This is a genomic window from Arthrobacter pigmenti, from assembly GCF_011927905.1.
Taxonomy (GTDB): Bacteria; Actinomycetota; Actinomycetes; order Actinomycetales; family Micrococcaceae; genus Arthrobacter_D; species Arthrobacter_D pigmenti.
Map to the genome: position 1 here is coordinate 480,807 of NZ_JAATJL010000001.1, position 21,786 is coordinate 502,592.

Sequence of the window (21,786 nt, forward strand, 5' to 3'; positions counted from 1 at the left end):
TCCGACCCAACGGCGGCCACGACACCCGAGGGCAACGACCTTCCGGTTGTAGCGCCGACCACCATCCGGATTGACCGGTCAGCAATTGTGGCCCCCATCAGCCGCAGGATCTTTGGCTCCTTCGTGGAACACCTTGGACGCTGCGTCTACGACGGCATTTATGAGCCAGGGCACCCAACGGCCAACGAGGACGGCTTCCGCCAGGACGTCATCGAACTCGTTAGGGAACTGGGGTCCACCACCATTCGCTACCCGGGCGGCAACTTCGTGTCCGGCTACCGCTGGGAAGACGGCGTCGGCCCCCGCGAAAACCGGCCTGTCCGACGCGACCTTGCCTGGCATTCCATCGAAACGAACCAGGTTGGCCTTGACGAGTTTGCCCGCTGGTGCAAGCTGACCGATTCCGAGCTGATGATGGCCGTGAATCTTGGAACACGAGGCATCGAAGCTGCCCTTGACCTGCTCGAATACACCAACCACCCCGCCGGTACCGCCCTGAGCGAGCAGCGCATCGCCAACGGCGTGAAAGAGCCCTACAACATCCGTATGTGGTGTCTCGGGAACGAGATGGACGGGCCGTGGCAGATCGGCCACATGTCCGCAGAGGACTACGGCAAGCTGGCCGCCCGGACCGCCGCGGCGATGAAGACTGCCGACAAGAACCTGGAACTGGTTGTCTGCGGATCCTCGGGCTCCTCCATGCCGACCTTCGGCGAATGGGAGCGGGTAGTCCTGGAGCAGAGCTACGACTACGTGGACTACATCTCCTGCCACGCCTATTATCAGGAACGCGATGGAGACCTGAGTTCGTACCTTGCTTCTTCCCTGGACATGCAATATTTCATCGAGACGGTTGTTGCTACAGCGGACCATGTGAAGCACAAGCTGAAGAGCAAGAAGACCATCAAGCTCTCCTTCGATGAGTGGAACATCTGGTACCTCGACGAGCACCAGGCATCGGACGAAGTGAATGACGCGTGGCGTGCGGCACCCCGTCAGCTTGAGGACACGTACTCGGTCGCCGACGCCGTGGTCTTCGGTAATCTGCTCATCACGCTGCTCAAGAACCATGACCGTGTGGCCTCGGCATCGCTCGCCCAGTTGGTCAACGTGATAGCGCCGATCATGACCGAGCCCGGTGGCGACACCTGGCGGCAGACCACGTTCTTCCCCTTCTCAGTCACATCCCGGTTGGCGAAGGGCGAGGTGCTCCGTCCGCAGATCGATGCCGGAACCTACCCGACGAAGGTCTACGGGGACGCTCCGCTGGTTGATGCCGTGGCAACTGTCGACGCCGGACACTCCGCACTGTTCCTGGTGAACCGGAGCCAGACGGATTCCATCGATGTCTCAATTGATGTGAAGGATCTGGGAGCGCACACCATCACGGAGGCGGTGACACTTCACGACGAGGATGTATATGCAAAGAACACCCTGGAAAACCAGGACAGGGTGCAGCTGAAGCAGCTGCAGGGAGCAGTGCTCGAGAACGGCATGCTGACGGTGACGCTGCCTCCGGTTTCCTGGTCGGCGCTCGCGCTCGCGTAGTGGATATCCGCAGAGCGGCACTGCCCGCCATTCTTTTCGCCTCGGCGCTGGGGATGGCGGGCTGTGCCGCACCGCAGGGGGAGTGGGAGCTGACCGGCGACTACTTCACGCACGACCCCGCGCTGGTAGCCGGCGACGAGGGCGAGGACTGGTTCGTCTACTCAACCGGTAACGGACAGGTGGCGGACGGCGGTATCCAGATCCGCCGCTCGACCGACGGACTGCACTGGGAGTACGCCGGCGAAGTATGGCAGGAGAAGCCTGACTGGGTGGTCGACGCTGTGCCCGGCGCCGACAATCTGTGGGCGCCGGAGCTCTACGAGCATGAGGGCACCTGGTATCTGTACTACTCGGCCTCCACGTTCGGGAAGAATGACTCCTCGATCGGCCTGGCAACGAACACCACCCTTGATCCGGATGATCCCGCGTATGAATGGGTGGATCAGGGCGAAGTGATCAACTCTGACGGTAAGGACTTCAACGCAATTGATCCCGGAATCGTCGAGGATGAGAACGGGACACCCTGGCTGAGCTTCGGTTCCTTCTGGGGTGGGCTGCAACTGGTTGAGCTGCAATGGCCGTCCGGGCTGGTGGCTGAGGGCGCCACCCCGGCGACCATAGCTGACCGGCAGTCTCCGCCCAACGCCATCGAAGCGCCGTACATCCTGCCGCGCGAGGGGTACTACTACCTCTTTGTGTCGAAGGATTTCTGCTGCCAGGGAGTCCAGAGTACGTACAACATGGCGGTGGGCCGGTCAGAGAACGTCGCCGGCCCCTACCTGGACCGGAACGGCGTACCAATGCTGGAGGACGGTGGTACCGAACTGCTCGCCTCCAACGGACCCCGGATAGGGCCGGGCGGTCAGTCCGTATCCGACGGCGTGCTGGCCTTCCACTACTATGACGAAGCACTTGATGGCGCGTTCCGGCTCGGCCTGATTCCGCTGACCTGGGAAGCCGGCTGGCCCGAAGCGCGCTGGGAAGACGAGTAGACGCGTGAATACAGGAATGCCAGGTCCCGTTAAACCGGTTTCGCAGGACCGTCTCGCGGTGCAGCCGCTGCCGTTCGACGCCGTCGTGCTTTCTCCCGATGGCGTGCTGGGTGCCTGGCAGCAGGTAAATGCCGCTGCAACGCTGCCGCACTGTATCGAGCACCTCGAGAAGTCGGCTGCGCTCGCGAACATGCGCGGCGCTGCCGGTCTCGAAGTTCACGCGTTCGAAGGCTTTCACTTTGCGGACTCGGACATCTATAAAGTGCTGGAGGCGATCGGCTGGGAGGCGGGGCGGTCCGACGTCGGGCGCTTCCTGCCCTTTGTGGATCGGACCATTCAGCTGCTGGGCCAGGCACAGCAGCCTGACGGATACCTCAACTCCTTCTACTCGGCCACGCCGGAGAAGCAGTTCTCGGACCTTCGCTGGGGACATGAGCTGTACTGCCTGGGCCACCTCCTGCAAGCCGGCATCGCCTGGGCGCGTACCACCGGGCGCCGGGACCTGCTTGAGATCGGCATCCGGTTCGCTGAGCGGGTCGAGGAAGAGTTCCCTCCCGGCGGGCGGCTTCCGGTGTGCGGGCATCCGGAGATCGAGACGGCTCTCGCGGAGCTGTACCGGCTGGCGGGGGAGGAGCGCTGGCTGGACCTCGCGGTGCGGATGGTCGACGCGCGCGGGCACCGCAGTGTTGGGCCGGACAGGTTCGGTTACGGCTATTTCCAGGACCACGAGCCGGTACGTGAAGTCCGTGGGGCAACGGGCCACGTGGTGCGGCAGCTCTACCTGGCAGCCGGAGTGGCCGACGTCTATACGGAAGCCGGGGATACCGCACTGCTGGAAGCGTTGCACCGCATCTGGTCCGACGTTCATCTGCGCAAGATGTACATCACCGGCGGTCTGGGCTCCCGGCACCGTGACGAAGCATTCGGTGATCCCTTCGAACTGCCTCCTGACCGGGCGTACTCCGAGACCTGTGCGGCTATCTCCAGCGTGCAGTTCAACTGGCGGATGCTGCTGTTGACCGGTGAGGGACGATTCGCGGATGAGCTGGAACGCGCCCTGTACAACGCTGTTGCCGGGTCCATTTCGCCGGGTGGCACGGAATTCTTTTACTCCAACCCGTTGCAGGTCCGGACGGAGCGTGACGGTGAGCATGAGCAGGCACCCGCGCGGCGTGCCCGCTGGTACGACTGCGCGTGCTGTCCGCCGAACATCGCCCGTCTCATCGCCTCGATCTCCAGCTACACGGCAACAGCCGACGACGACGGCGGCTTGCAGCTTCACCTCTACGACCCGGCGCGCATCACGCTCCCGGCAGCAACAGTCACCGTGGCCACCGGGTACCCGTTTGACGGCCGGGTGGTCCTGAAGATCGATGGAACACTCACGGGCGTTCTTGCGTTGCGGATTCCTGCGTGGTCGCACGCCTTTACCCTGCGCGTCGATGGGGAGCCGCAGTCCCTCGATCCGGAGAATGGGTATGTGCGGATCGCCGCCATGGGGGTCGCCCAGGTGGAGCTGAAACTGGATACGTCCGTCCAGCTTCGCCAGCCTCACCCGCACCTGGACGCCGCACGCGGCTGTGTAGCGGTGACGCGCGGGCCACTGGTGTACACGCTGGAGCAGACGGACCTCCCCGACGGTGTGCTGTTGGAGGACTTCGTGTTGGACGCCTCAAGGACGCTGGTCGATGCAGGGCGTGATGCCGTGCTTGGCGTACCTCTAATCCGGGTCCATGGCAGCACCCGAGCCCGTCCGGCTGAACCGTATCCCGATGCCGCGGTGAACTTTGCGATCAGTGACCGTATTTCCGCGAACCTGGTTCCGTACTACAGGTGGGGCAACCGAGGTCCGGGCGGTATGCGGGTTTGGATCCCTCCCGCTTCCCGTTGAGTGCGGAGGGGGTGGTGCGCAAGAACCCGGGGTGCAAGGCTGGACCCATGTCATTCAGCAAAGGAACCAAGGTCAGCTGGAACACCTCGCAGGGCAAAACGCACGGCAAGGTGGTCGAGAAGAAGGACAAGGAGTTCACCTTCGAAGGGCAGAAGTTCAACGCTTCCACGGATGAGCCCTACTACATTGTGGAGAGCGGGAAGACCGGCAAGCAGGCCGCCCACAAGGAAAGCGCGCTCTCGGAGCATTAGCGGGAATGTTTTCCGGACCGCGACGGTTCAACTAGATGCAAACGCATGAACAAGTGGACTGGAGGACCGGCAATGGAAACGCGCCGAGTAGTAGTGGTGTCCGGTGGCATGAGTACCCCATCGTCGAGCCGGATGCTGGCTGACCAGCTTGCGGAAGCAACCCGCCGCGAGCTCGACGGGCTGGATCTGCTGGCTGACGTCACCACCATCGAACTGCGAGAACTCGCCGTCGACATTGCCAACAACATGGTGACCGGTTTCGCCCCGCCCGCACTGGCAGACGCGCTGCAGTCCGTGAAGGATGCGGACGCCCTCATTGTGGTCAGCCCTGTCTTCTCCGGCTCCTACAGTGGGCTGCTCAAGTCCTTCTTCGACGTCCTCGACAACACGGTCCTCGACGGCATGCCCGTGCTCATCGGCGCGACCGGCGGCAGCATCCGCCACTCGCTCATGCTCGACCACGCAATGCGCCCCCTCTTCAGCTACCTGCGCGCACGCGTGGCGCCAACAGCCGTCTACGCTGCGCCGGAGGACTGGGGATCAGGTACGCAGGGAGCCCCTGCGCTCGACCAGCGCGTAGCCCGGGCCGCATCGGAGCTCACCGGCATGATGGCGGGTACTCGATCAGCGCGTCGCCCGGACGGTCTGCAGGCGTCGGCGCCGTTCGAGGAACTGCTCGCGCAGGTTCAGGGACGCTAGGGCTGGAGCTGCCTGAGACCGCGCGGCCGCCGTTCCGCGCAGCTCACTCCCCGCGCCGCGCACTCCCCGCGCTCGCTCCGCGCCGAATTTCCCACTGAGTGCCCGGTTCCACTGGGAGCGAACTGTTCCTTCCCAGTGAACCTGCCTGCTCAGTGGGATTTCCGGCAACACAAACGCGGTGGCGAACCCTCAGTGCATCGTGAACGTTCGCGCGACGGCGTCGTGTACCGCCGGAATCCCCGCGACCCGGCCCAGGATGCGGTTACGGGCGGACAATAACGACGGCGGCATCGGCCGTCCCAGCAGCATGTTGACGTGAGCCTGGCGTGAGGCGACTACGGCTGCCCGGCGCCGTTCGCTGTTGAAGCGGCGCAGTTCCAGGCCCACGTCGCGACCGGCAAGCGAGGCAACTATCAGCGGAACCAGTTGCCCGGCGTCGAGCCAGCCGAGGTTCATCCCCTGGCCGCCGATCGGCGAGACCTCATGCGCGGCATCGCCGATCAGCGCAATGCGACCCCGCACGAACCGGCCCGCGATGCGGCGCCGCACCCCGAAGGAACTCAGCATCGTATTGCTGTGCGGATTCACGGTAACGCCGGTCCGGTCCGCCACCAGGCGAGCGACCGTCGTCGCGGTGGGGGAGTCCACGAGCGCCGGCATCCGCACCACCCAGCGCCGTACCGAACCGGGCAACGGAAACGACTCCACGATCCCGTCCGGCTCGAGGTAGAGCGCCGCCGTACTTCCATCGCCGGTGGTGTCCGCGAAATCCCCCATCACGTAGGCATCCGCGTACGGCCGCACGGGAGCCCGGATCCCCGCGGCGTCGCGGACTGTGCTGCGCGCGCCGTCGGCTCCGATCACCAGCCGCGAACGGTACGTTCCGGCGGAGGTGAGGGTGAGCACGTCGCCCCCGAGGTCGTGCACGGATTCCACCGCCGTTCCACGCTGCAACGCATCCGGTGCGAGTTGGGCAAGGCGCTCGGCGAGAATCCGCTCGGTTTGTTCCTGCGGAATCGCCAGTACGTAGCGATGCCTGCCCGGAACACAGTCGAAGGATAGCTCGGCGACCCTCCGTCCCCTGCTGCGCGCCACGCCGCCCTGAATCCGGACACCCTCCGCTATCAGCTGCTCCGCAACGCCTGCCGCTTCCAACGCATCCAGCGCCGGCGGATGAATGCCAATCGCACGGGAGTGATTGCTCCGTGAAGTCCGGCGTTCCAGCACCCGCACGTCCACCCCGGCCTGCGCCAACAGGATTCCCGCAAGCAGTCCTACGGGCCCACCACCAACGACGACGACGTCAGGCACGGCGCACCAGCAGGTTCCGGAAGGGGAACTGCCGCTCCACGCGCCAACCCTCAGGCACGACGTCGCGCAGTTCCGACGCCAGGTAGCTACGCCGGATCGACGTCAGCCCGTCTTCGCGGATATAGGATCCGCGGAACGGAAGCGTGGCGAGTGAGAAGAGCGGGTAGCCGATCCTTGTCCGCTCGATATCGCTGTGCAGGGCAAGTCGTGTGCTGAGGAACTCGGAGTCGCGGAGCAGCCCGTCCAGCTCGTCGGGGCTGAGGTGATGCAGCACATGGTTGGAGGTGACGACGTCGTATTGTTCCCCCTCCGCCACCAGCTCCGAACTGAACGCGCGCCGAAAGGTGAGTCCCGGCGTCGTGGGCTGGCTGTTGGCGAAGGCGAAGGCGCGCTCGTCCGGATCGATGGCCGTGATGCTGAGCCGAATGCCGTCGCGGAACGCCCAGCGGGCGAAGGCGCGCGGCACGTCCCCGCCACCGGAACCGATGTCCAGCAGCGTGTTGGTGCGCGTCGTTGAGAGCACCGGACGCACCTGCCGTTCCCACATGCGGCGCCACCTTGCAACGAACCGGTTGATGAGGCTGAACTGCGCGTACGTGCGGTCGAGCGTGGCGGGATCACAGCCGGGTTTGTCCATCTCCTCGACGGCGTCGAGGTCCCGGTGGCTCAGGAACATGTCTTGGTGAGCAGGGCGGTTTCGACGGTCAGGCCAGGACCGAAGGCCATGGAGCAGATGCGCTCGTCTGCTTGTGTTGGAGGCTGTTCGAGGATGTGTTTCAGCACGAACATCACGGTGGCGCTGCTCATGTTGCCGTAGTTGCGGAGGGTTTCCCGGGCAGGAATCAGCTGGTCATCGCTAAGCTTGAGTTTGGCCTGCACCTTGTCGAGGATGCTGCGGCCGCCGGGGTGGATGGCCCAGTGCTCGATGTCCCGGTATTCCTTGCCGATCAGGGACTCATCCCGCTCCAGCAGAGGGCTGAGGGCTTCGACGATGTGCTCATCGATGATGTGCGGCACGTATGTCCCGAGCACCATCTCGAAACCCTCGTCACCGATGTTCCATGCCATCGCCTCCTCGCCGACCGGGGTGAGCGTGGTTTCGAAAAAGTCCAGGCTCAGCAGGCTGCCCTCGGGACGCGGAATGTCAGTGCGTGCGCTGACGATTGCGGCGGCGGCGCCGTCGGCGAAGAGCGACGTGCCCACAATGGTGTCCGGATTGTTGGAAGACCGGACGTGCAGCGAACACAGCTCGGCGCTCACCACCAGGACCACGGCGTTCGGGTCCGCGTCGCAGAACGACTTCGCAGCGCGCAGGGCCGGGAAGGCCGCGTAGCATCCCATGAAGCCCAGATGGAATCGCTGAGCGGAGGCGTTCAGGCCGAGCGCACGCACAATCTTGTAGTCCGGTCCCGGGTTGAAGAAACCGGTACAGGACACGGTGACCACATGCGTGACGTCTTCCGGACGCACGCCCTCGGCGGCGTCGAGTGCCTTCCGCGCAGCCTCGATGAAGAGCTTGGTGCTCTGCTCGGCGTACACCTCGTTGCGTGCTTTGGTGCCCGGGCTGAGGATCGTCATGGTGTCGGAGTCGAAAAACAGCGGCTCCTCGTTATGCCGCTCGAGGGTGAGTTCTTCGACGGCGGTGTAGCGGGTGTCGATGCCGGAGGAGTCGAAGGCCGCTGTGACCAGCCGCTTCCCGAGACGGTTGAGGCCCGGCTGAGCAGCGAAAACATCCCGCACTACGGACTGAACCATGACGGTTGTCGGAACGGCGGTTTCGAGGGACCTCATCAGCACTGTCATAGTTCATTCTTAGGTGAGCCGCTGACCGAACACAATACGAAGCATACTGATTGTTAGATTTACTAGGTGTCACGTACTGCTTCAGCGCGTCGAGATGGCGGTAGCGTAGAGGTATGAAGAGGTCCTGGAGGGTACGGCCCGTATCCGTGGCGGTTATCCTTGCGATGACGCTGCTCGTCGCGGGCTGCAGCGGTCCGGATTTGTCCGACTCCAGACCGACGGCGCCATCTTCGGCAACATCCCCACAAACGATGACGACGGCGCCCTCGCCGACAGCCACGCCGTCGCCAACTCCAACGCCGACGCCCTCACCCACTCCTGAACAATTGGAGTTGCCGCGCGGCGGCGTCGAACTCTTTCCTGAGTATCGCCTGGTGGGATTCAGCGGACACCCGTACTCGCCGGCGCTCGGCAGGCTGGGGATCGGCGCTATCGACGAGCGGGTTGCCGAGATCGAGGATCTCGGAGCGCAACTGGCGGAAGGCCGCACGGTGCTGCCTGTGCTGGAACTGATTGCCGTCGTCGTGCAGGCGGCTCCCGGTGCGGACGGTGCCTACCGCACCCGTGCATCGGACGACATCATTGCCGACTATCTTGAGGCCGCCCGCCGGCATGACGGCATTCTGCTGCTGAACGTGCAGCCGGGCCGCTCGAGCATGGAGGAGGAGGTCCGCTCGCTCGAGAAGTGGCTCAAGGAACCCGATGTGAGCGTCGCACTGGACCCCGAATGGGACATCAACGCCGACCAGTTGCCGGGAGTTTCCTACGGCCACACCACCGGCGAGGAGATCAACGCGATTGCCACCTACCTCGACGGAATTGTGCAGGAGGAGAACCTTCCGCAGAAGCCGCTTGTCTTCCATCAGGTGTCGGCCAGCGTCGTGTCCAACGAGGCAGCGATCCAGGAATACGAGGGCGTCGAAGTGATCAAGAGCGTTGACGGCATTGGGTCAGCGGGCATGAAGATCGAAACCTACAATGCGCTGATGAAGGATCTGTCACCGAATATCCATGCCGGCTTCAAGCTCTTTTTCGAGGAGGACGTGAAGCTAGGTCCCCTGATGACGCCGGCGGAGGTCCTGGCGTTGACGCCGCAGCCGGAGTACATCCTGTACGAGTAGCAGCTGCGTGGCCACCAAACCATGGGAGCTGTGCCTCCGAATACAGGGTAAGTATTCACGGGCCGCTACGCTGCGGCTTGATACCGAAACCCTGAGGATGTGGACTTTCGTGGCAGCTCGATCGGCAGCTCTGACCGGTGGTGCGTTGCTGGTGGCCATCCTGACCAGCGGCTGCATGGCCGTGGAAGAGAATCCGCTGAACGTCAATTCACCGCGCGAGGATCAGCAGAATGTCAGTTCGTTCCAGCAGACGCCTGAAGATTTCGGCGATGATCCCCTGAATCTCGCCGAGAATGGCGCCAACCTCTGCACCGCACAGCCGTCCGTCGGGTATCAGGAATTCACGGTGCTGGTTCACAACGAGGCCCTCGAGACTTTCACCATTGACGGGGTGTCCCTGGCCGATCCGCAGGGACTCACGCTGATCAAGGCCGAGATCTCAGCGGCGAACCGGGAAGGCCACCACAAGGCGCACGGAGGAGACGAGGGCGGCCACGGTACGCACAGTGCCGAAGCGGCGCCTGTTACTCCGGAGGCTGAGCCAGCCGGGCCTGTGGTTCCGGTTCCCGCAAACGGTTACAACATCACCACTCACGAGTACGTGAACCTGGTTGTCTCGATTTCCATAGCGGAGGGCGCTGAGGCCGGAACCGCGCAGGGAATCGACGTGGCTTATTCGACCGGCGACCAGGAGTTCGCCGGTACGCACCCGCTCGTGATCGAACTGACCCGCGGGGGCTGCGCTTAGCACCGGTGTTCGTTCTGCTTGATTCGATTCACGCTGCACTCATCGGTTAACGTCTCAGGTGTCAGCAAGCTGCTGATCTACAAACGTGAGGAAAGAGTTCACCGTGACGTTAGGCAGTCTTGAGGGTCGTTCGGTACTGATCACCGGAGCCGGAGGGCTCGGCATCGGCCGCGGCATGGTCGAGTCAGCCCTCGCCGCGGGCGCCCAGGTGGTGGGAGTGGACCTCTCGTCGGAGAACGCACAACGGCTTTCCGAGACTTTCCCGCAGGTCCGGTGCCTCGTCGGTGACATTGCCGACGAGGATCAGGTCGAGCGGATCTTCGCGGAAGCAGGTCCCGTGGATGCGCTCATCAACAGCGCCGGGATCGGGCTGGTCAAACCCTTCTACGAGGTGGAAGTTTCCGAGTATGACCGCGTCCATGACATCGATGTGCGCGGCACCTGGCTCATGTGCCGTGCATTCACGCGGCAATTGCTCCAGAGAAACGCCGCCGGGTCGATCGTCAACGTCTCATCAGTGCACGGATCGGCCACGACCGAGGGCTTCGCAATCTACGCCGCGGCAAAAGCAGCCGTTGAGGGCCTGACCCGCGGAATCGCGATCGACCTGGGTGCGTCTGGCGTTCGCTGCAATGCCGTAGCGCCCGGATATGTTCCCTCCGAGGGTGGAGCCGGGCTTCCGGAGGAGTACTCCGATGAACACCGGAAGCTCGTGGACAGGGAAGTGAACGACTTCCAGGTGCTCAACCGCCTCATGGAAGGACGCGACATGGGTGATGCCGCAGTGTTCCTGCTCTCGGATGCTGCGCGAGGCGTCACCGGACAAACGCTGCTGGTTGACTCCGGTCTCACCCTTCGCCTCTACAACAAGTCCCACACGCAGGTACAGCGTTAGCCCACAGGTAGCCACGGGACCCGCCGACTTGATGCAACAATGGCAGGCGTGATCGCACCAGTTATATCCAGCCCAACGTTGTTCGAACAACTCGCAGAAGAACTCGGCGTCCAGCAGTGGCAGGTAAGGGCTGCCGTCGAACTCCTCGACAGCGGCTCAACTGTTCCCTTCATTGCGCGCTACCGCAAGGAAGTCACGGGCACGCTCGACGATGCCCAGCTGCGCGAGTTGGAGGAGCGCCTCCGCTACCTGCGTGAACTTCAGGACCGCCGGGCCGCTGTGCTTGAGGCGATTGAGGCGCAGGGCAAGCTCACGGATGAGCTGCGTGCCGCCGTCGTCGGCGCCGCCACCAAGGCTCGGCTGGAGGACATCTACCTACCCTTCAAGACCAAACGGCGCACCAAGGCGCAGATCGCCCGCGAGGCGGGCCTCGAGCCGCTGGCCGACAGCCTGCTCGCGGACCCGTCGCAGGATCCCTCCGCGGAGGCGGCGCGCTACCTGAACGACGCCGTTCCCACCCCCGAGGACGCCCTCGCCGGTGCGCGGGCGCTCCTCGTGGAACGCGCAGGGTTGGATCCTGACCTCCTCGACGAGCTCCGCGAGCGCCTCTGGAAGCAGGGCCGCCTGCGGTCTCAGGTTGTGGCCGGAAAGGAAGCCGGGGGCCAGAAGTTCGCCGACTACTTCGATTTCTCCCAGTCACCGTCTGCCATGCCGTCCCACCGCGTGCTCGCGCTGCTGCGCGGCGAGAAGGAGGGCGTGCTGCAGTTGACGCTCGTGGAGGGAGAAGCGAACGACGACGACGACGCCGCCCTCCGCGCCCGGCGCCGCTTCGAGAACTCGGTGGCCGCGTTCCTTGGCGTAGCGGATCATGGCCGTCCTGCAGACGCATGGCTGATGCAGACCGTACAGCAGGCCTGGCGGCGCCTGCTCGCGAAGCTTTCGATCGACCTGCGGGTGCGCTTGTTCATGGACGCCGAAACCGAAGCGGTGCGCGTCTTCGCAGCGAACCTGCGGGACGTGCTGCTCGCTGCCCCCGCCGGCAGCCGAACGACCATCGGGCTGGACCCCGGTCTGCGAACGGGAGTGAAGGTCGCCGTCGTCGATGGCACGGGCAAGGTCCTCGAGACCGCAACCATCTACCCGCATGCACCCGCGAAGAAGTGGGACGACTCGTTGGCCACGCTCTCGCGCATGGTTACGAGCCACGGCGTCGAACTCATCGCCATCGGCAACGGCACGGCCTCACGGGAGACCGACAAACTGGCGTCCGAACTGATCTCACTGCTGCCGGAACGGACGCTGCAGAAACTCGTGGTTTCGGAGGCGGGGGCGTCCGTGTACTCAGCGTCCGCGCTCGCGTCCGCTGAACTACCCGAGCTCGATGTGTCGCTGCGCGGCGCGGTGTCCATCGCGCGGCGGCTGCAGGATCCACTGGCTGAGCTCGTGAAGATCGATCCGAAGTCGATCGGAGTTGGCCAGTACCAGCACGATGTCACGCCGACCAAGCTTGAGCGCTCGCTCGATGCAGTGATCGAGGACTGCGTGAACGCTGTCGGCGTGGATGTGAATACGGCGTCACCATCGCTGCTCACCCGTGTTGCCGGCGTTGGGACTTTGCTGAGCGGGAACATCGTGGCGCATCGGGACCAGCACGGCCCCTTCGCCCGCCGTGCCGACCTGCTCAAGGTGCCGCGGCTGGGCGCGAAGGCGTTCGAGCAGTGCGCCGGCTTTCTGCGGATCACCGGTGGTGACGAACCGTTGGACGCCTCCAGCGTGCACCCGGAGGCTTACCCGGTGGCGCGACGCATGGTGAACGACGCCGGCGGGTCGCTCCGCTCGCTGGACCTCGCCCGGTACGTGGATGACGCGATCGGGTTGCCCACGCTTCAGGACATCCTCGCGGAGCTTGAAAAGCCGGGACGCGACCCGCGGCCTGCATTCGTGACGGCGTCCTTCGCCGACGTCGAGAAGATTTCCGACCTGCGTCCGGGAATGATCATTGACGGCGTGGTGACCAACGTTGCCGCATTCGGGGCATTCGTCGATGTTGGAGTGCACCAGGACGGGCTGGTTCACGTGTCCGCAATGGCAAACCGGTTCGTCAGCGACCCGCACGAGATCGTGAAGTCCGGTCAGGTGGTCAAGGTGAAGGTGATCGAGGCTGATCCGGACAGGAAGCGGATCTCGCTTTCGCTTCGCCTGGACGACGACGGCGCGGGGCAGCCCGGGCGGTCAGGTTCCGGGCGGCGCACCGACGGCGGGCAGCCCGGACGTGAGCCGCGCGGGGGAGGGGAGGACCGGCGTCGTCGTTCTTCCGGTAAGCCCGGCGGTAATGGTGCCCAAAGCGGTGACGCCAAGCCGGGCGGTAACGGCAAACCGGGCGGTAACGGCGCCCAAAACGGAAACGGCAAGGCGGGCGGTAACGGCAAGCCTGGCGAATCTGGCAGGTCCAGGGGTAACGGTTCCCGCGGTGGCGCGAAGCCCGCTCCGGCAAACGGGGCGATGGCGGAGGCGCTCCGGGCGGCGGGTCTCGTGCCGAAGGACTAGCCGCCCAGGAGGCAGCTGGGGCATCCGCCGGGAGGAACCTGGACCAGGGTGCGCGGTATTTCCCTCACCCCTGTTCAGTTCGGTCCCGACGCCGTCTAGGTTCCTCCCCATCCCACTCAGTTTCCGGCTGCAGACCAGTTCCCGGACGCAGACGCAAAGGGACCCCGCAACGAAGCCGTTGCGGGGTCCCGTTGAAGCTGAAGCCTGTTAGGCAGGCAGCTGGAGTACGTCGCCGGTGAAGATGAGGTCGGCGTGGATGAGGGTGTCGGCGTTGAGCTCGTACAGAGCCTGCCAGCCGCCTTCGACGCCCAGCTTGTCAGCGATGGTGCTGAGGGTGTCGCCGGACTGGATGGTGTAGGTCTCGCCGCTGGCCGCAGGAGCCTCGACAACCGGAGCCTGGACAACCGGTGCCGGTGCTTCAACAACAGGAGCCGGAGCCTGAACCTGCGGCTGTACCTGTACCTGCGGGGCAGCCTGAACCTGGACCTGCGGAGCTGCCTGCACCTGGACGGGTGCGGGAGCCGGTGCAGCTGGGATCGGGGTGGGGTTGGCGCCGGCGGTCAGGCCAAGCTTTGCGGAGCAGGCGGGCCATGCGCCCCAGCCCTGTCCGGCGAGAACACGCTCGGCAACAGCGATCTGCTGCTCACGGCTGGCGTTCTGGGGAGCACCCTGGCCACCGAAGGCAGCCCAGGTGGACGGGGTGAACTGCAGGCCGCCGGAGAATCCGTTGCCGGTATTGATGGCCCAGTTGCCACCGCTTTCGCACTGTGCAAGGGCGTCCCAGGTGCTGGCGGGGGCAGCGTTTGCTGCGCCGGCGGATGCACCGAGACCGACGCCGACGAGGGCGGCAGCTGCAAGGCCGCGGCGCGCGTTAAGGCTAAGTTTCTGGTTCTTCATGGGGGTACGATGCTCCAAAAGGCCACCTGCACTCGTTCCGTCCCCGGACATCTTTGCGCCGTTGCTCACCCTTGACTGATTATGTGGTCTTTGTGGTGTCTGCCGGACGAGCAACGTGCGGTGGAGGGGCAGCACCGGGCATATATGTGGCAGGCGCACTATGCATCTGCTTTGTGTGTCCCTGAACGGGTTCCTTATCAAAGGTAGAGGGTTTTCCAATCGTTGCCAAATCGAGATGTTGCGGTGCTTGACGAACGGGCATCGCGAGGTTGGCTTTCCGAGTGGCAGAAACCCCATCGACCACTGTAGAACATAAGGATGGACGCGCACCAGACAATCACCTGTGAAATTCCCATGAGGTGGGGTGACATGGATGCCTATGGGCACATCAACAACGTCGAGGTGGCGCGGCTTCTGGAAGAAGCCCGTATCCACGCCTTCGGTCCGCCCGGAGGGACCGGCGGCCTGGGCGAAGACCCACCAGTGGCGCTGTTCTCCTCAGTTGATCAGGGAGTGCAGGCCCTGGTCGTGGAGCACCGCATCAAGTACACGGCCACTCTGGACTACCGCAACATCCCGCTGAAAATTGAGGTGTGGATCGGGCAGGTCAAGCCCGCCAGCCTCGCCATCTCCTACCGCATCCACGATCCGGTGACGGGCCGGATCTGCGTCAAGGCCGAGACCGTTCTCGCCTTCGTGGACGGAACCAGTGGGGCGCTGCTGAGGATCACTGACCGGCAGAAGGCGCAGCTCGCCCCTTACGTTGGTGCCCCAGTATTCGGTTAGCGCGGCTCTGGAATTCGCGTTGTGAAGCCCCCTGCGCGGCGAGAACCGCGCAGGGGGTACGTTTCTGCGCTTTAGGCAGCCAGGTAGCCGTTCGGATTCAGTACGTATTTTGTCGCTGCTCCCTTATCGAATTCCTCGTAACCGCGAGGAGCGTCGTCGAGCGGGATCGCTTTTGCATTGACCGCCTTGGCTATCTGAACCCGATCGTGCAGGATCGCCATCATCAGACCCCGGTTGTACTTCATGACGGGGCACTGCCCTGTGGTGAAGGACAAAGACTTGGCCCATCCCGTACCGAGGGACAACGAGAGCGACCCCACCTTGGCGGCTTCGTCGACTCCGCCCGGGTCGCCGGTGACGTACAGACCGGGGATACCCAAAGCACCGCCGGCTGTTGTCAGCGACATCAGCGAGTTCAGCACAGTGGCGGGAGCCTCGTGGGAGGCGTCATCGCCGTGGCCGCGCGCTTCGAAGCCCACGGCATCGACACCGCAGTCAACTTCCGGGACGCCGAGGATCTGCTCAATCTGGTCCTTCGGGTCACCTTTGGAGATATTGACCGTTTCGCACCCGAAGGTGCGTGCCTGGGCAAGCCGGTCCTCGTTGAGATCTCCGACGATAACGACTGCGGCGCCGAGCAGCTGAGCGGATGCAGCGGCCGCAAGCCCCACCGGGCCCGCACCCGCAACATAAACAGTCGAGCCAACACCGACTCCTGAAGTTACGGCTCCGTGGAAGCCGGTGGGAAATATGTCAGAGAGCATGGTGAGATCCATGATTTTCTCCAACGCCTGGTCCCGGTCCGGGAACTTGAGCAGGTTCCAGTCGGCATAGGGGACAAGCACATACTCGGCCTGGCCGCCAACCCAGCCGCCCATATCCACATACCCGTACGCACTGCCGGGCCGGTCGGGGTTCACATTGAGGCAGATTCCGGTCTTCCGTTCCTTACAGTTTCGGCACCGGCCGCAGGCGATATTGAAGGGCACAGAACAGATGTCCCCCTCCTTGATGAACTCAACGTCACGGCCCACTTCCACAACTTCGCCCGTTATCTCATGGCCGAGCACCAGATCCGGAGGCGCGGTTGTCCGTCCGCGAACCATGTGCTGATCGGAGCCGCAGATGTTCGTGGCAACGGTCTTGAGGATGACTCCGTGATGGACTTGGCGGCCAATGTTGTCCGGGTTGACTCCTGGACCATCCTTCAGTTCGAAGGTGGGGTAGTCCGTGTCGATCAACTCGACTTTTCCTGGACTCTTGTAGGCAACTGCTCTGTTTCCTGACATGGTGTTCCCTTTCGAGATGAGAGGGCGTCCGCAATCGAACGTCCTTCTTAAAAGGCGGAAGGGCCAACAGCACACACATGTCAGCCGGGACGGCCTCGCAGCCAGTTTAGGCTCAGTGCACTGATAAATCACCAGAATGGACAAACATTCCAGCTGTACAACAAACGCCCCGTCCGAGAAGCTCGGGCGGGGCGATTCTGTAGTGGAGCGGGAGTGGCTACCGGACGGCGTCACCTCCACGGTGGCGCATGGCGTAGGCAACGCCCAGCCCCACTGCAATGATGCCAAGGATCAGGTTCAGCCAGTTCGTCGAGGCATTGGTGGACAGCACGTTGGCCACCGAATCGCCGACGATGACGCCGTAGAGCCACATAACCAGGAGCACCACGCCGCTTCCCATCAGGAAATTGCGTGCACTCATAATCCCGCGGCTCATCCAGATCCCCGCAGCACCCATGGCCAGGTACACCAGGTTGAGCAACACGGACACCTGGAATGCGCCGAACAGCAGCGCTTCCGAACCGGACGCAAATGCCATGCCTCCGTATTGTGTGGTGATGCCCGGAATCATTCCGAGAATCCCCACCAGCAGGAAAACTACTCCCATCCCCATCGCGGCACTGCGAACGTGGTCGCGAGTCACATGAAAATCATGTGCGTGGTGTGATGCGGTAGTCATCTCCCCTCCTAGTGTGTGAGTATGACTCTTCGCTGTGCTCGACACGTCGGAAAGGGCGAATCAGGGCACCGCCGTTGGAGGAGCGCATCTGGCGCTCAACCAGCACCTTCATTTTACTGCCGGACTGCGATTGTGGATAAGGAAACTTCATGACAGGACTGCCTGATGGCATCGCGCTGATCACCGGAGCAACCGCTGGTATCGGCGCCGAGTTCGCCGAACAGCTGGCCTCCCGCGGGCACTCGCTGGTGCTCGTCGCGCGGGACCTTCCGAGGCTGGAGGAAAAGGCCGGGCAGTTGCGCTCCCGCTGGGGCGTAAACGTTGAGGTTTTGCAGGCTGACCTGCGCGACGACGACGGCGTCACCCGGGTCCTCGACCGGCTGCGGCAGAGTGCCGAGCCGGTATCCGTGCTCGTCAACAACGCCGGTTACGGGCTCCCGAAATCATTCACTGATAATTCACTCGAGGATGAGATGAAGCTCGCGACCATCCTGCTGAATGTCCCGCTTGCCCTCAGCCACGCAGTCCTGCAGGGAATGCTGGAGCGCGGATCTGGTGGGATCATCAACGTGGCGAGCGTTGCCGGCTTCACCCCGCGCAGCACCTACGGCGCACTGAAGGCGGCCGTGATCAGCTTCAGCCGCTGGGCAAACTTCGCATACCGCAAGCGGGGGGTGAAGGTGACGGCTCTCTGCCCCGGCTTTGTGCATACCGAGTTTCACGACCGCATGGGAATGGACAAGACCACGGTGCCCAGGTGGATGTGGCTCCACCCTGAAGCGGTAGTGGAGTCGGCACTGAAGGACCTGGCTGCAGGAAATGCCGTCTCGATTCCCAGCCGGCGCTACAAGGTGCTGTCCTTCGTCGCCAGGCACGCGCCGTCGTCGTTGGTTGCTTCGCTCGCTGCGAGCCAGGGCGCATGATGTGGGTGGGTTTCGCCGAGTTCGACGTCCTGCTGGGGGATGTGCATTCCCTGAAGGGGAAGCGATCGGTCATCCGGCCGGTGCTCGCTGACGTGCGGCGGAAGTTCGACGTCTCGGTGGCGGAGGTCGAGCACCAGGACCTGCATCGCCGGGCGGGAATCGGAGTGGGGCTGGTGGGCGCGGACCGGCAACACCTTGTGGAGGTGCTCGATGCCGTGGAACGCTTTGTGGCGGCCCGGCCGGAGCTTGAACTGCTGAGCGTCCGTCGCCGAATCGTGACCAGCGAAGACTAACCGGATGCCAAGGTTGCTTACTACCATTGGAAGGGTTGAGGCAACCTTACAAGGAGGTAAGAGAGTGTCCGGATACTTCAAGCTGGTGGATGCCCACGATCACGGGTACAGGCTGAAACTTATGTCAGGCGACGGCACACTGATGGCGGTCTCCGCCTACTTTCCCACCAAACAGGCTGCAATCGAGGGCATCGAGCTCATGCGGGAAATCGCCGGAACCGGCCCCGTGGTCGATCACAGCCGGAACGACGAAATCACGCGCGCTGCGAACAAGGGGCGTCTGAGCGCTTAGCACCCCTTTCCCCATCGACCGGGCGCTGATGACGCTTCCTTCCCCGACTTTCCGTTGTGAGGTTTCACCTCTCCATAAACAGTTAATGCCTCGGGTCTGTGTAGACACTGTGTCTTGGGACTCCGTAGACACTTGAGGCGGGTTCGCTTCGGTGAGTGAGCAAAACGCAACCGACATCAAGATCTGTCATGCCGTATTGACCTGGTCGGAGGATGCCCGAAAGGGCTGTGTCCGCGTTCTGCAAGCGGCACAAAGCCTCCCGGGCTTGGCTCTATATGGTCCGGGCAATTGCTGCGGAGGCCGGCCCGGTTCAGGCGTTGGAGAAGAAGTCTCAGATCCCGCTGAGAGCACACCGGCTGCTAACCCGTCAGCCATGATCGAGTTGTTGCTGGCGACTCCGTCCAACCTTCGCGAGAACGGGCGATCACGGCCGCTGTCGGTGATCGCGAACTGAGCAGGCAGGTAGGCAGGGGCTGGAGCTTCCGTCGAGGGCGACCGTGGCAAAGATCTTATTCAAAGTCGGTGTTGTGGTCTCAGAACCGAGGAAACGGCCCCGCAGTTGCTACATGCGCTTCATTTTCCCGCAGCCTAAGGCATTGTGGCAGATCGACGTCAATAGATCTGGGTGTGACGACAAACATGAGCTCATAGTCATTTAACCAATGCTGGCCACCCACCCTGAAATGGGTGAGCAGCCAGCTCCGAATGCGGAGGTCACACAGGGTTGCGGTATTCGTGCAGCATGGGGCTCTGGTGCTCAGCTCGGAGTTCGTTCCTTGTGCGCTTCTCCAGTACAGCCTCATTGATGCCAAAGGGGATAATCAAAGCGAGAGGAACCAGGATGGTCGAATACCATGGTCCCCACCCAAGGATCATCGGAAGAAACGAAAAAACAAACAGGATCTGATGGATAGTTCTGTAAGCCTTCACCTTCTTACCCTTTCTACTACTGGCAATCCCTTGCTGGCATTGTACGCCAGGCATTACCCGGCCCATAGAGTGGGATCCCGTAACAGACGCCGGGATTGACGGCTCTTCCCAGATGAGGGTGTAGGTCGGCCGGGCGCGTCGGTCCGCAGATAGACGTCGAGGTCTCCCGACGATGGAGGTTCCTACGCCATCCATCCGAGAGACCTCGACGTGTCCGACGCTACCCCGCCGGCCGGCTTCGGCCGCCCTGACCTAACCGCCTTCGCGGCTCATCCCAATCGACCCTGATCGGGTCTGCTGACCCTCTCGACGAGAACGCAGCGACATCACAGCCACCCAACCCCGACCGTCCGGGAAGCCGGGGCACGTCACATGGCCTGTGCTGCGGGCGTGTCGAGTGGGTCGTCCAGGGGCGACGCAGGAGCGTCGACGCGACGTGCTGAGAGGTGGTTCCAGTCGAGCGCTAGGACACCGGCTACAGGCATGGCGATAGGTCAGGAACGGCGTCGCTCCCTGCGCAGGAGGGAGCGCAGAGTCTCGGCGTTCGCGTAGCCGACCCGTAGCGCGATCTCGGCGGAGGTGAGGTCCGTGGTTGCTGAGAGGTGCCGAGCTCGTTCGATGCGAAGCCGTTGGACGAAGCCGAGCGGAGTGAGGTTGAGCGCCGCACGGACTCGTCGTTCGAGGGTGCGCCGGCTGGTGCCGAGCGACTGCGCGACGAAGGCGACGTTGAACGGTTCGTCCAGGCGGGCGCGCACGAAGCGTTCGAACTCGACGACGATCGGGTCCTCGTGCCGGAGATGTTCGTAGGCGACGAAGGCCGCCTGCGACGGGCGCTCGTCGATGATGAGGAGCTTGGCGACATGTTGGGCCAGGTCGGGGCTGATCGATCGCACGAGTGAGAGCGCGAGGTCGATGTGGGCGAAGGCGGCGCCGGCGGTGACGAGGTTCCCGTCGACCACGACCATGGTGTCGAGATCGAGGGCGACGGTCGGATAGCGCTTCAGGAACTCCGGCCCCAGGAACCAGCTGGTCGTCGCCCTCCGATGATGCATCCGTCCGGTCTCGGCGACAGCGAACACGCCGGTGCACGCCGCGGCGATCCGGGTGGTCGCCTCGTCGAGGCGCCCGAGCGAGGCGATGACCGAACGAGCATCTCGGCTCTGGAGGACGTCGTTGGTAGCGGCGGCCGTAAGGGTTCCAAGCGCAGGGACGACGACCACGTCGAACTCTCCGGACTCCGACAGCGGGTGGTCCACCGACAGGGTCATCGATGCCGTCGTGGTCACTCGCCGTTTCGGTCCGAGGATGGCGAGTTCGATCGGGTCGATCCGCGGGTCGACATCGCCGCGGGCTCCGTCGGCCACCCGCACGATGTCGATGATCGACGCGATAGCCGAACCGAAGCAGCCGTCGATCGCGATCAGTCCGATACGCATGGCGTGTATAATAGCAATACTGCCGTATACGCCACTCCCCATCGGCCCTCGCTCGTCATATGCTGAACTCGCCCCACGAAGAACCCCGACTTCAAGGAGAACCCCTCATGTCCACACCCGCATCACTTCCGTATGCCTTCGTCGCCAAGATCGTCGCGGCCGATGGACAGCACGACGCGCTCGCCGATCTGCTCGCCGGCGCTGTCGCACTCGCCAACGAAGAAGTAGGAACGATTGTCTGGTTCGCGGCTAGGACCCATGCCGACACCTTCTGGATCTTCGATGCATTCCCCGACGAGGCCGCTCGCGACGCCCACGCCAACGGCGCCATCGTCGCAGCCCTGATGGCCAACCAGCACCTCCTCGGCGCAGCACCCGAGATCCTGGCGGCCGACGTCCTCGCGTCCAAGCTCCCGTAGTCCGCCAACGCACGAGACGATCGCGCCCCGCCGAGT

General features: G+C 63.7%; 21 protein-coding genes. 14 read left to right on the top strand and 7 right to left on the bottom strand.

Annotation, left to right across the window (positions count from 1 at the left end; genetic code table 11):
- Window positions 1-63 precede the first annotated feature (63 nt).
- The 5 genes from arfA (at window position 64) to BJ994_RS02380 (ending at window position 5,381) form a co-directional block, all read left to right on the top strand.
- Window positions 64-1,548: an arabinosylfuranosidase ArfA gene (gene arfA / locus BJ994_RS02360; protein ID WP_342450434.1), complete on the top strand. Its 1,485-nt coding sequence runs from the start codon at window positions 64-66 to the stop codon at window positions 1,546-1,548.
- A complete protein-coding gene (locus BJ994_RS02365) occupies window positions 1,548-2,540 on the top strand; it encodes an arabinan endo-1,5-alpha-L-arabinosidase (RefSeq protein ID WP_342450234.1) in 993 nt (330 codons plus the stop codon). Before arfA ends, BJ994_RS02365 begins: the two co-directional genes overlap by 1 nt.
- Before the next feature lie 16 nt (window positions 2,541-2,556).
- Window positions 2,557-4,431, top strand: a complete 1,875-nt coding sequence (locus tag BJ994_RS02370; protein WP_209066487.1) for a glycoside hydrolase family 127 protein — start codon at window positions 2,557-2,559, stop codon at window positions 4,429-4,431.
- A 47-nt stretch (window positions 4,432-4,478) separates the two neighbouring features.
- Window positions 4,479-4,682 carry a hypervirulence associated TUDOR domain-containing protein gene (locus BJ994_RS02375; RefSeq protein ID WP_167991080.1) on the top strand — a complete coding sequence of 68 codons (204 nt, stop codon included), beginning with the start codon at window positions 4,479-4,481 and terminating at the stop codon, window positions 4,680-4,682.
- 72 nt (window positions 4,683-4,754) lie between these two features.
- Window positions 4,755-5,381, top strand: coding sequence for an FMN reductase (locus BJ994_RS02380; RefSeq protein ID WP_167991082.1), 627 nt, complete (start codon window positions 4,755-4,757; stop codon window positions 5,379-5,381).
- A 189-nt stretch (window positions 5,382-5,570) separates the two neighbouring features.
- On the opposite strand, the gene BJ994_RS02385 is transcribed toward BJ994_RS02380, so the two are convergent.
- The 3 genes from BJ994_RS02385 to BJ994_RS02395 are packed head-to-tail and all read right to left on the bottom strand — an operon-like array spanning window position 5,571 to window position 8,495.
- Complete coding sequence (locus BJ994_RS02385; RefSeq protein WP_167991085.1) at window positions 5,571-6,692, bottom strand: FAD-dependent monooxygenase; 1,122 nt, start codon at window positions 6,690-6,692, stop codon at window positions 5,571-5,573.
- The gene (locus BJ994_RS02390; protein ID WP_167991087.1) at window positions 6,685-7,368 is read right to left on the bottom strand and encodes a class I SAM-dependent methyltransferase; all 684 of its coding nucleotides are present in this window, start codon (window positions 7,366-7,368) and stop codon (window positions 6,685-6,687) included. The genes BJ994_RS02385 and BJ994_RS02390 overlap by 8 nt, the downstream gene beginning before the upstream one ends.
- Window positions 7,359-8,495 carry a type III polyketide synthase gene (locus BJ994_RS02395; protein ID WP_167991089.1) on the bottom strand — a complete coding sequence of 379 codons (1,137 nt, stop codon included), beginning with the start codon at window positions 8,493-8,495 and terminating at the stop codon, window positions 7,359-7,361. Before BJ994_RS02395 ends, BJ994_RS02390 begins: the two co-directional genes overlap by 10 nt.
- A gap of 113 nt (window positions 8,496-8,608) precedes the next feature.
- On the opposite strand from BJ994_RS02395, the gene BJ994_RS02400 reads away from it, so the two are divergent.
- From BJ994_RS02400 to BJ994_RS02415, 4 genes are all read left to right on the top strand, one after another.
- Entirely contained in the window at window positions 8,609-9,616 is a 1,008-nt protein-coding gene (locus BJ994_RS02400; RefSeq protein WP_209066489.1) for a hypothetical protein, read from the top strand.
- 109 nt (window positions 9,617-9,725) lie between these two features.
- A complete protein-coding gene (locus tag BJ994_RS02405; RefSeq protein ID WP_167991092.1) occupies window positions 9,726-10,364 on the top strand; it encodes a hypothetical protein in 639 nt (212 codons plus the stop codon).
- Window positions 10,365-10,467: 103 nt separating this feature from the next.
- On the top strand, window positions 10,468-11,259 hold the full coding sequence (locus tag BJ994_RS02410; RefSeq protein ID WP_167991095.1) for an SDR family oxidoreductase: 792 nt from the start codon (window positions 10,468-10,470) through the stop codon (window positions 11,257-11,259).
- A gap of 48 nt (window positions 11,260-11,307) precedes the next feature.
- Entirely contained in the window at window positions 11,308-13,806 is a 2,499-nt protein-coding gene (locus tag BJ994_RS02415) for a Tex family protein (RefSeq protein ID WP_342450236.1), read from the top strand.
- Window positions 13,807-14,013: 207 nt separating this feature from the next.
- Here the strand turns inward: BJ994_RS02415 and BJ994_RS02420 are convergent, their stop codons facing one another.
- A complete protein-coding gene (locus BJ994_RS02420) occupies window positions 14,014-14,703 on the bottom strand; it encodes a LysM peptidoglycan-binding domain-containing protein (protein WP_167991099.1) in 690 nt (229 codons plus the stop codon).
- A 318-nt stretch (window positions 14,704-15,021) separates the two neighbouring features.
- Between BJ994_RS02420 and BJ994_RS02425 the strand changes: the two genes are divergently transcribed.
- Window positions 15,022-15,489 (top strand): acyl-CoA thioesterase, encoded by a 468-nt coding sequence (locus BJ994_RS02425; RefSeq protein WP_167991101.1) that lies wholly within the window; start codon window positions 15,022-15,024, stop codon window positions 15,487-15,489.
- A 71-nt stretch (window positions 15,490-15,560) separates the two neighbouring features.
- Here BJ994_RS02425 and fdhA read toward each other — a convergent pair whose 3' ends face one another.
- Both fdhA and BJ994_RS02435 read right to left on the bottom strand, forming a co-directional pair.
- Window positions 15,561-16,778 (bottom strand): formaldehyde dehydrogenase, glutathione-independent, encoded by a 1,218-nt coding sequence (fdhA, locus tag BJ994_RS02430; RefSeq protein ID WP_167991103.1) that lies wholly within the window; start codon window positions 16,776-16,778, stop codon window positions 15,561-15,563.
- Between the two features lie 217 nt (window positions 16,779-16,995).
- Window positions 16,996-17,421, bottom strand: coding sequence for a DUF4383 domain-containing protein (locus tag BJ994_RS02435; RefSeq protein ID WP_342450238.1), 426 nt, complete (start codon window positions 17,419-17,421; stop codon window positions 16,996-16,998).
- A 185-nt stretch (window positions 17,422-17,606) separates the two neighbouring features.
- Between BJ994_RS02435 and BJ994_RS02440 the strand changes: the two genes are divergently transcribed.
- The 3 genes from BJ994_RS02440 to BJ994_RS18310 all read left to right on the top strand — a co-directional run bounded on the left by BJ994_RS02440 (window position 17,607) and on the right by BJ994_RS18310 (window position 18,965).
- Window positions 17,607-18,380 carry an SDR family NAD(P)-dependent oxidoreductase gene (locus BJ994_RS02440; protein WP_167991107.1) on the top strand — a complete coding sequence of 258 codons (774 nt, stop codon included), beginning with the start codon at window positions 17,607-17,609 and terminating at the stop codon, window positions 18,378-18,380.
- Window positions 18,380-18,673, top strand: coding sequence for a DUF503 domain-containing protein (locus BJ994_RS02445; RefSeq protein WP_167995802.1), 294 nt, complete (start codon window positions 18,380-18,382; stop codon window positions 18,671-18,673). Before BJ994_RS02440 ends, BJ994_RS02445 begins: the two co-directional genes overlap by 1 nt.
- Window positions 18,674-18,737: 64 nt before the next feature.
- Window positions 18,738-18,965, top strand: coding sequence for a DUF1508 domain-containing protein (locus BJ994_RS18310; protein ID WP_167991110.1), 228 nt, complete (start codon window positions 18,738-18,740; stop codon window positions 18,963-18,965).
- Between the two features lie 1,424 nt (window positions 18,966-20,389).
- Here the strand turns inward: BJ994_RS18310 and BJ994_RS02455 are convergent.
- Window positions 20,390-21,331 (bottom strand): GlxA family transcriptional regulator, encoded by a 942-nt coding sequence (locus tag BJ994_RS02455; protein WP_167991112.1) that lies wholly within the window; start codon window positions 21,329-21,331, stop codon window positions 20,390-20,392.
- A 107-nt stretch (window positions 21,332-21,438) separates the two neighbouring features.
- Between BJ994_RS02455 and BJ994_RS02460 the strand changes: the two genes are divergently transcribed.
- Window positions 21,439-21,750, top strand: a complete 312-nt coding sequence (locus BJ994_RS02460) for a putative quinol monooxygenase (protein ID WP_006247389.1) — start codon at window positions 21,439-21,441, stop codon at window positions 21,748-21,750.
- Window positions 21,751-21,786: the final 36 nt, after the last annotated feature.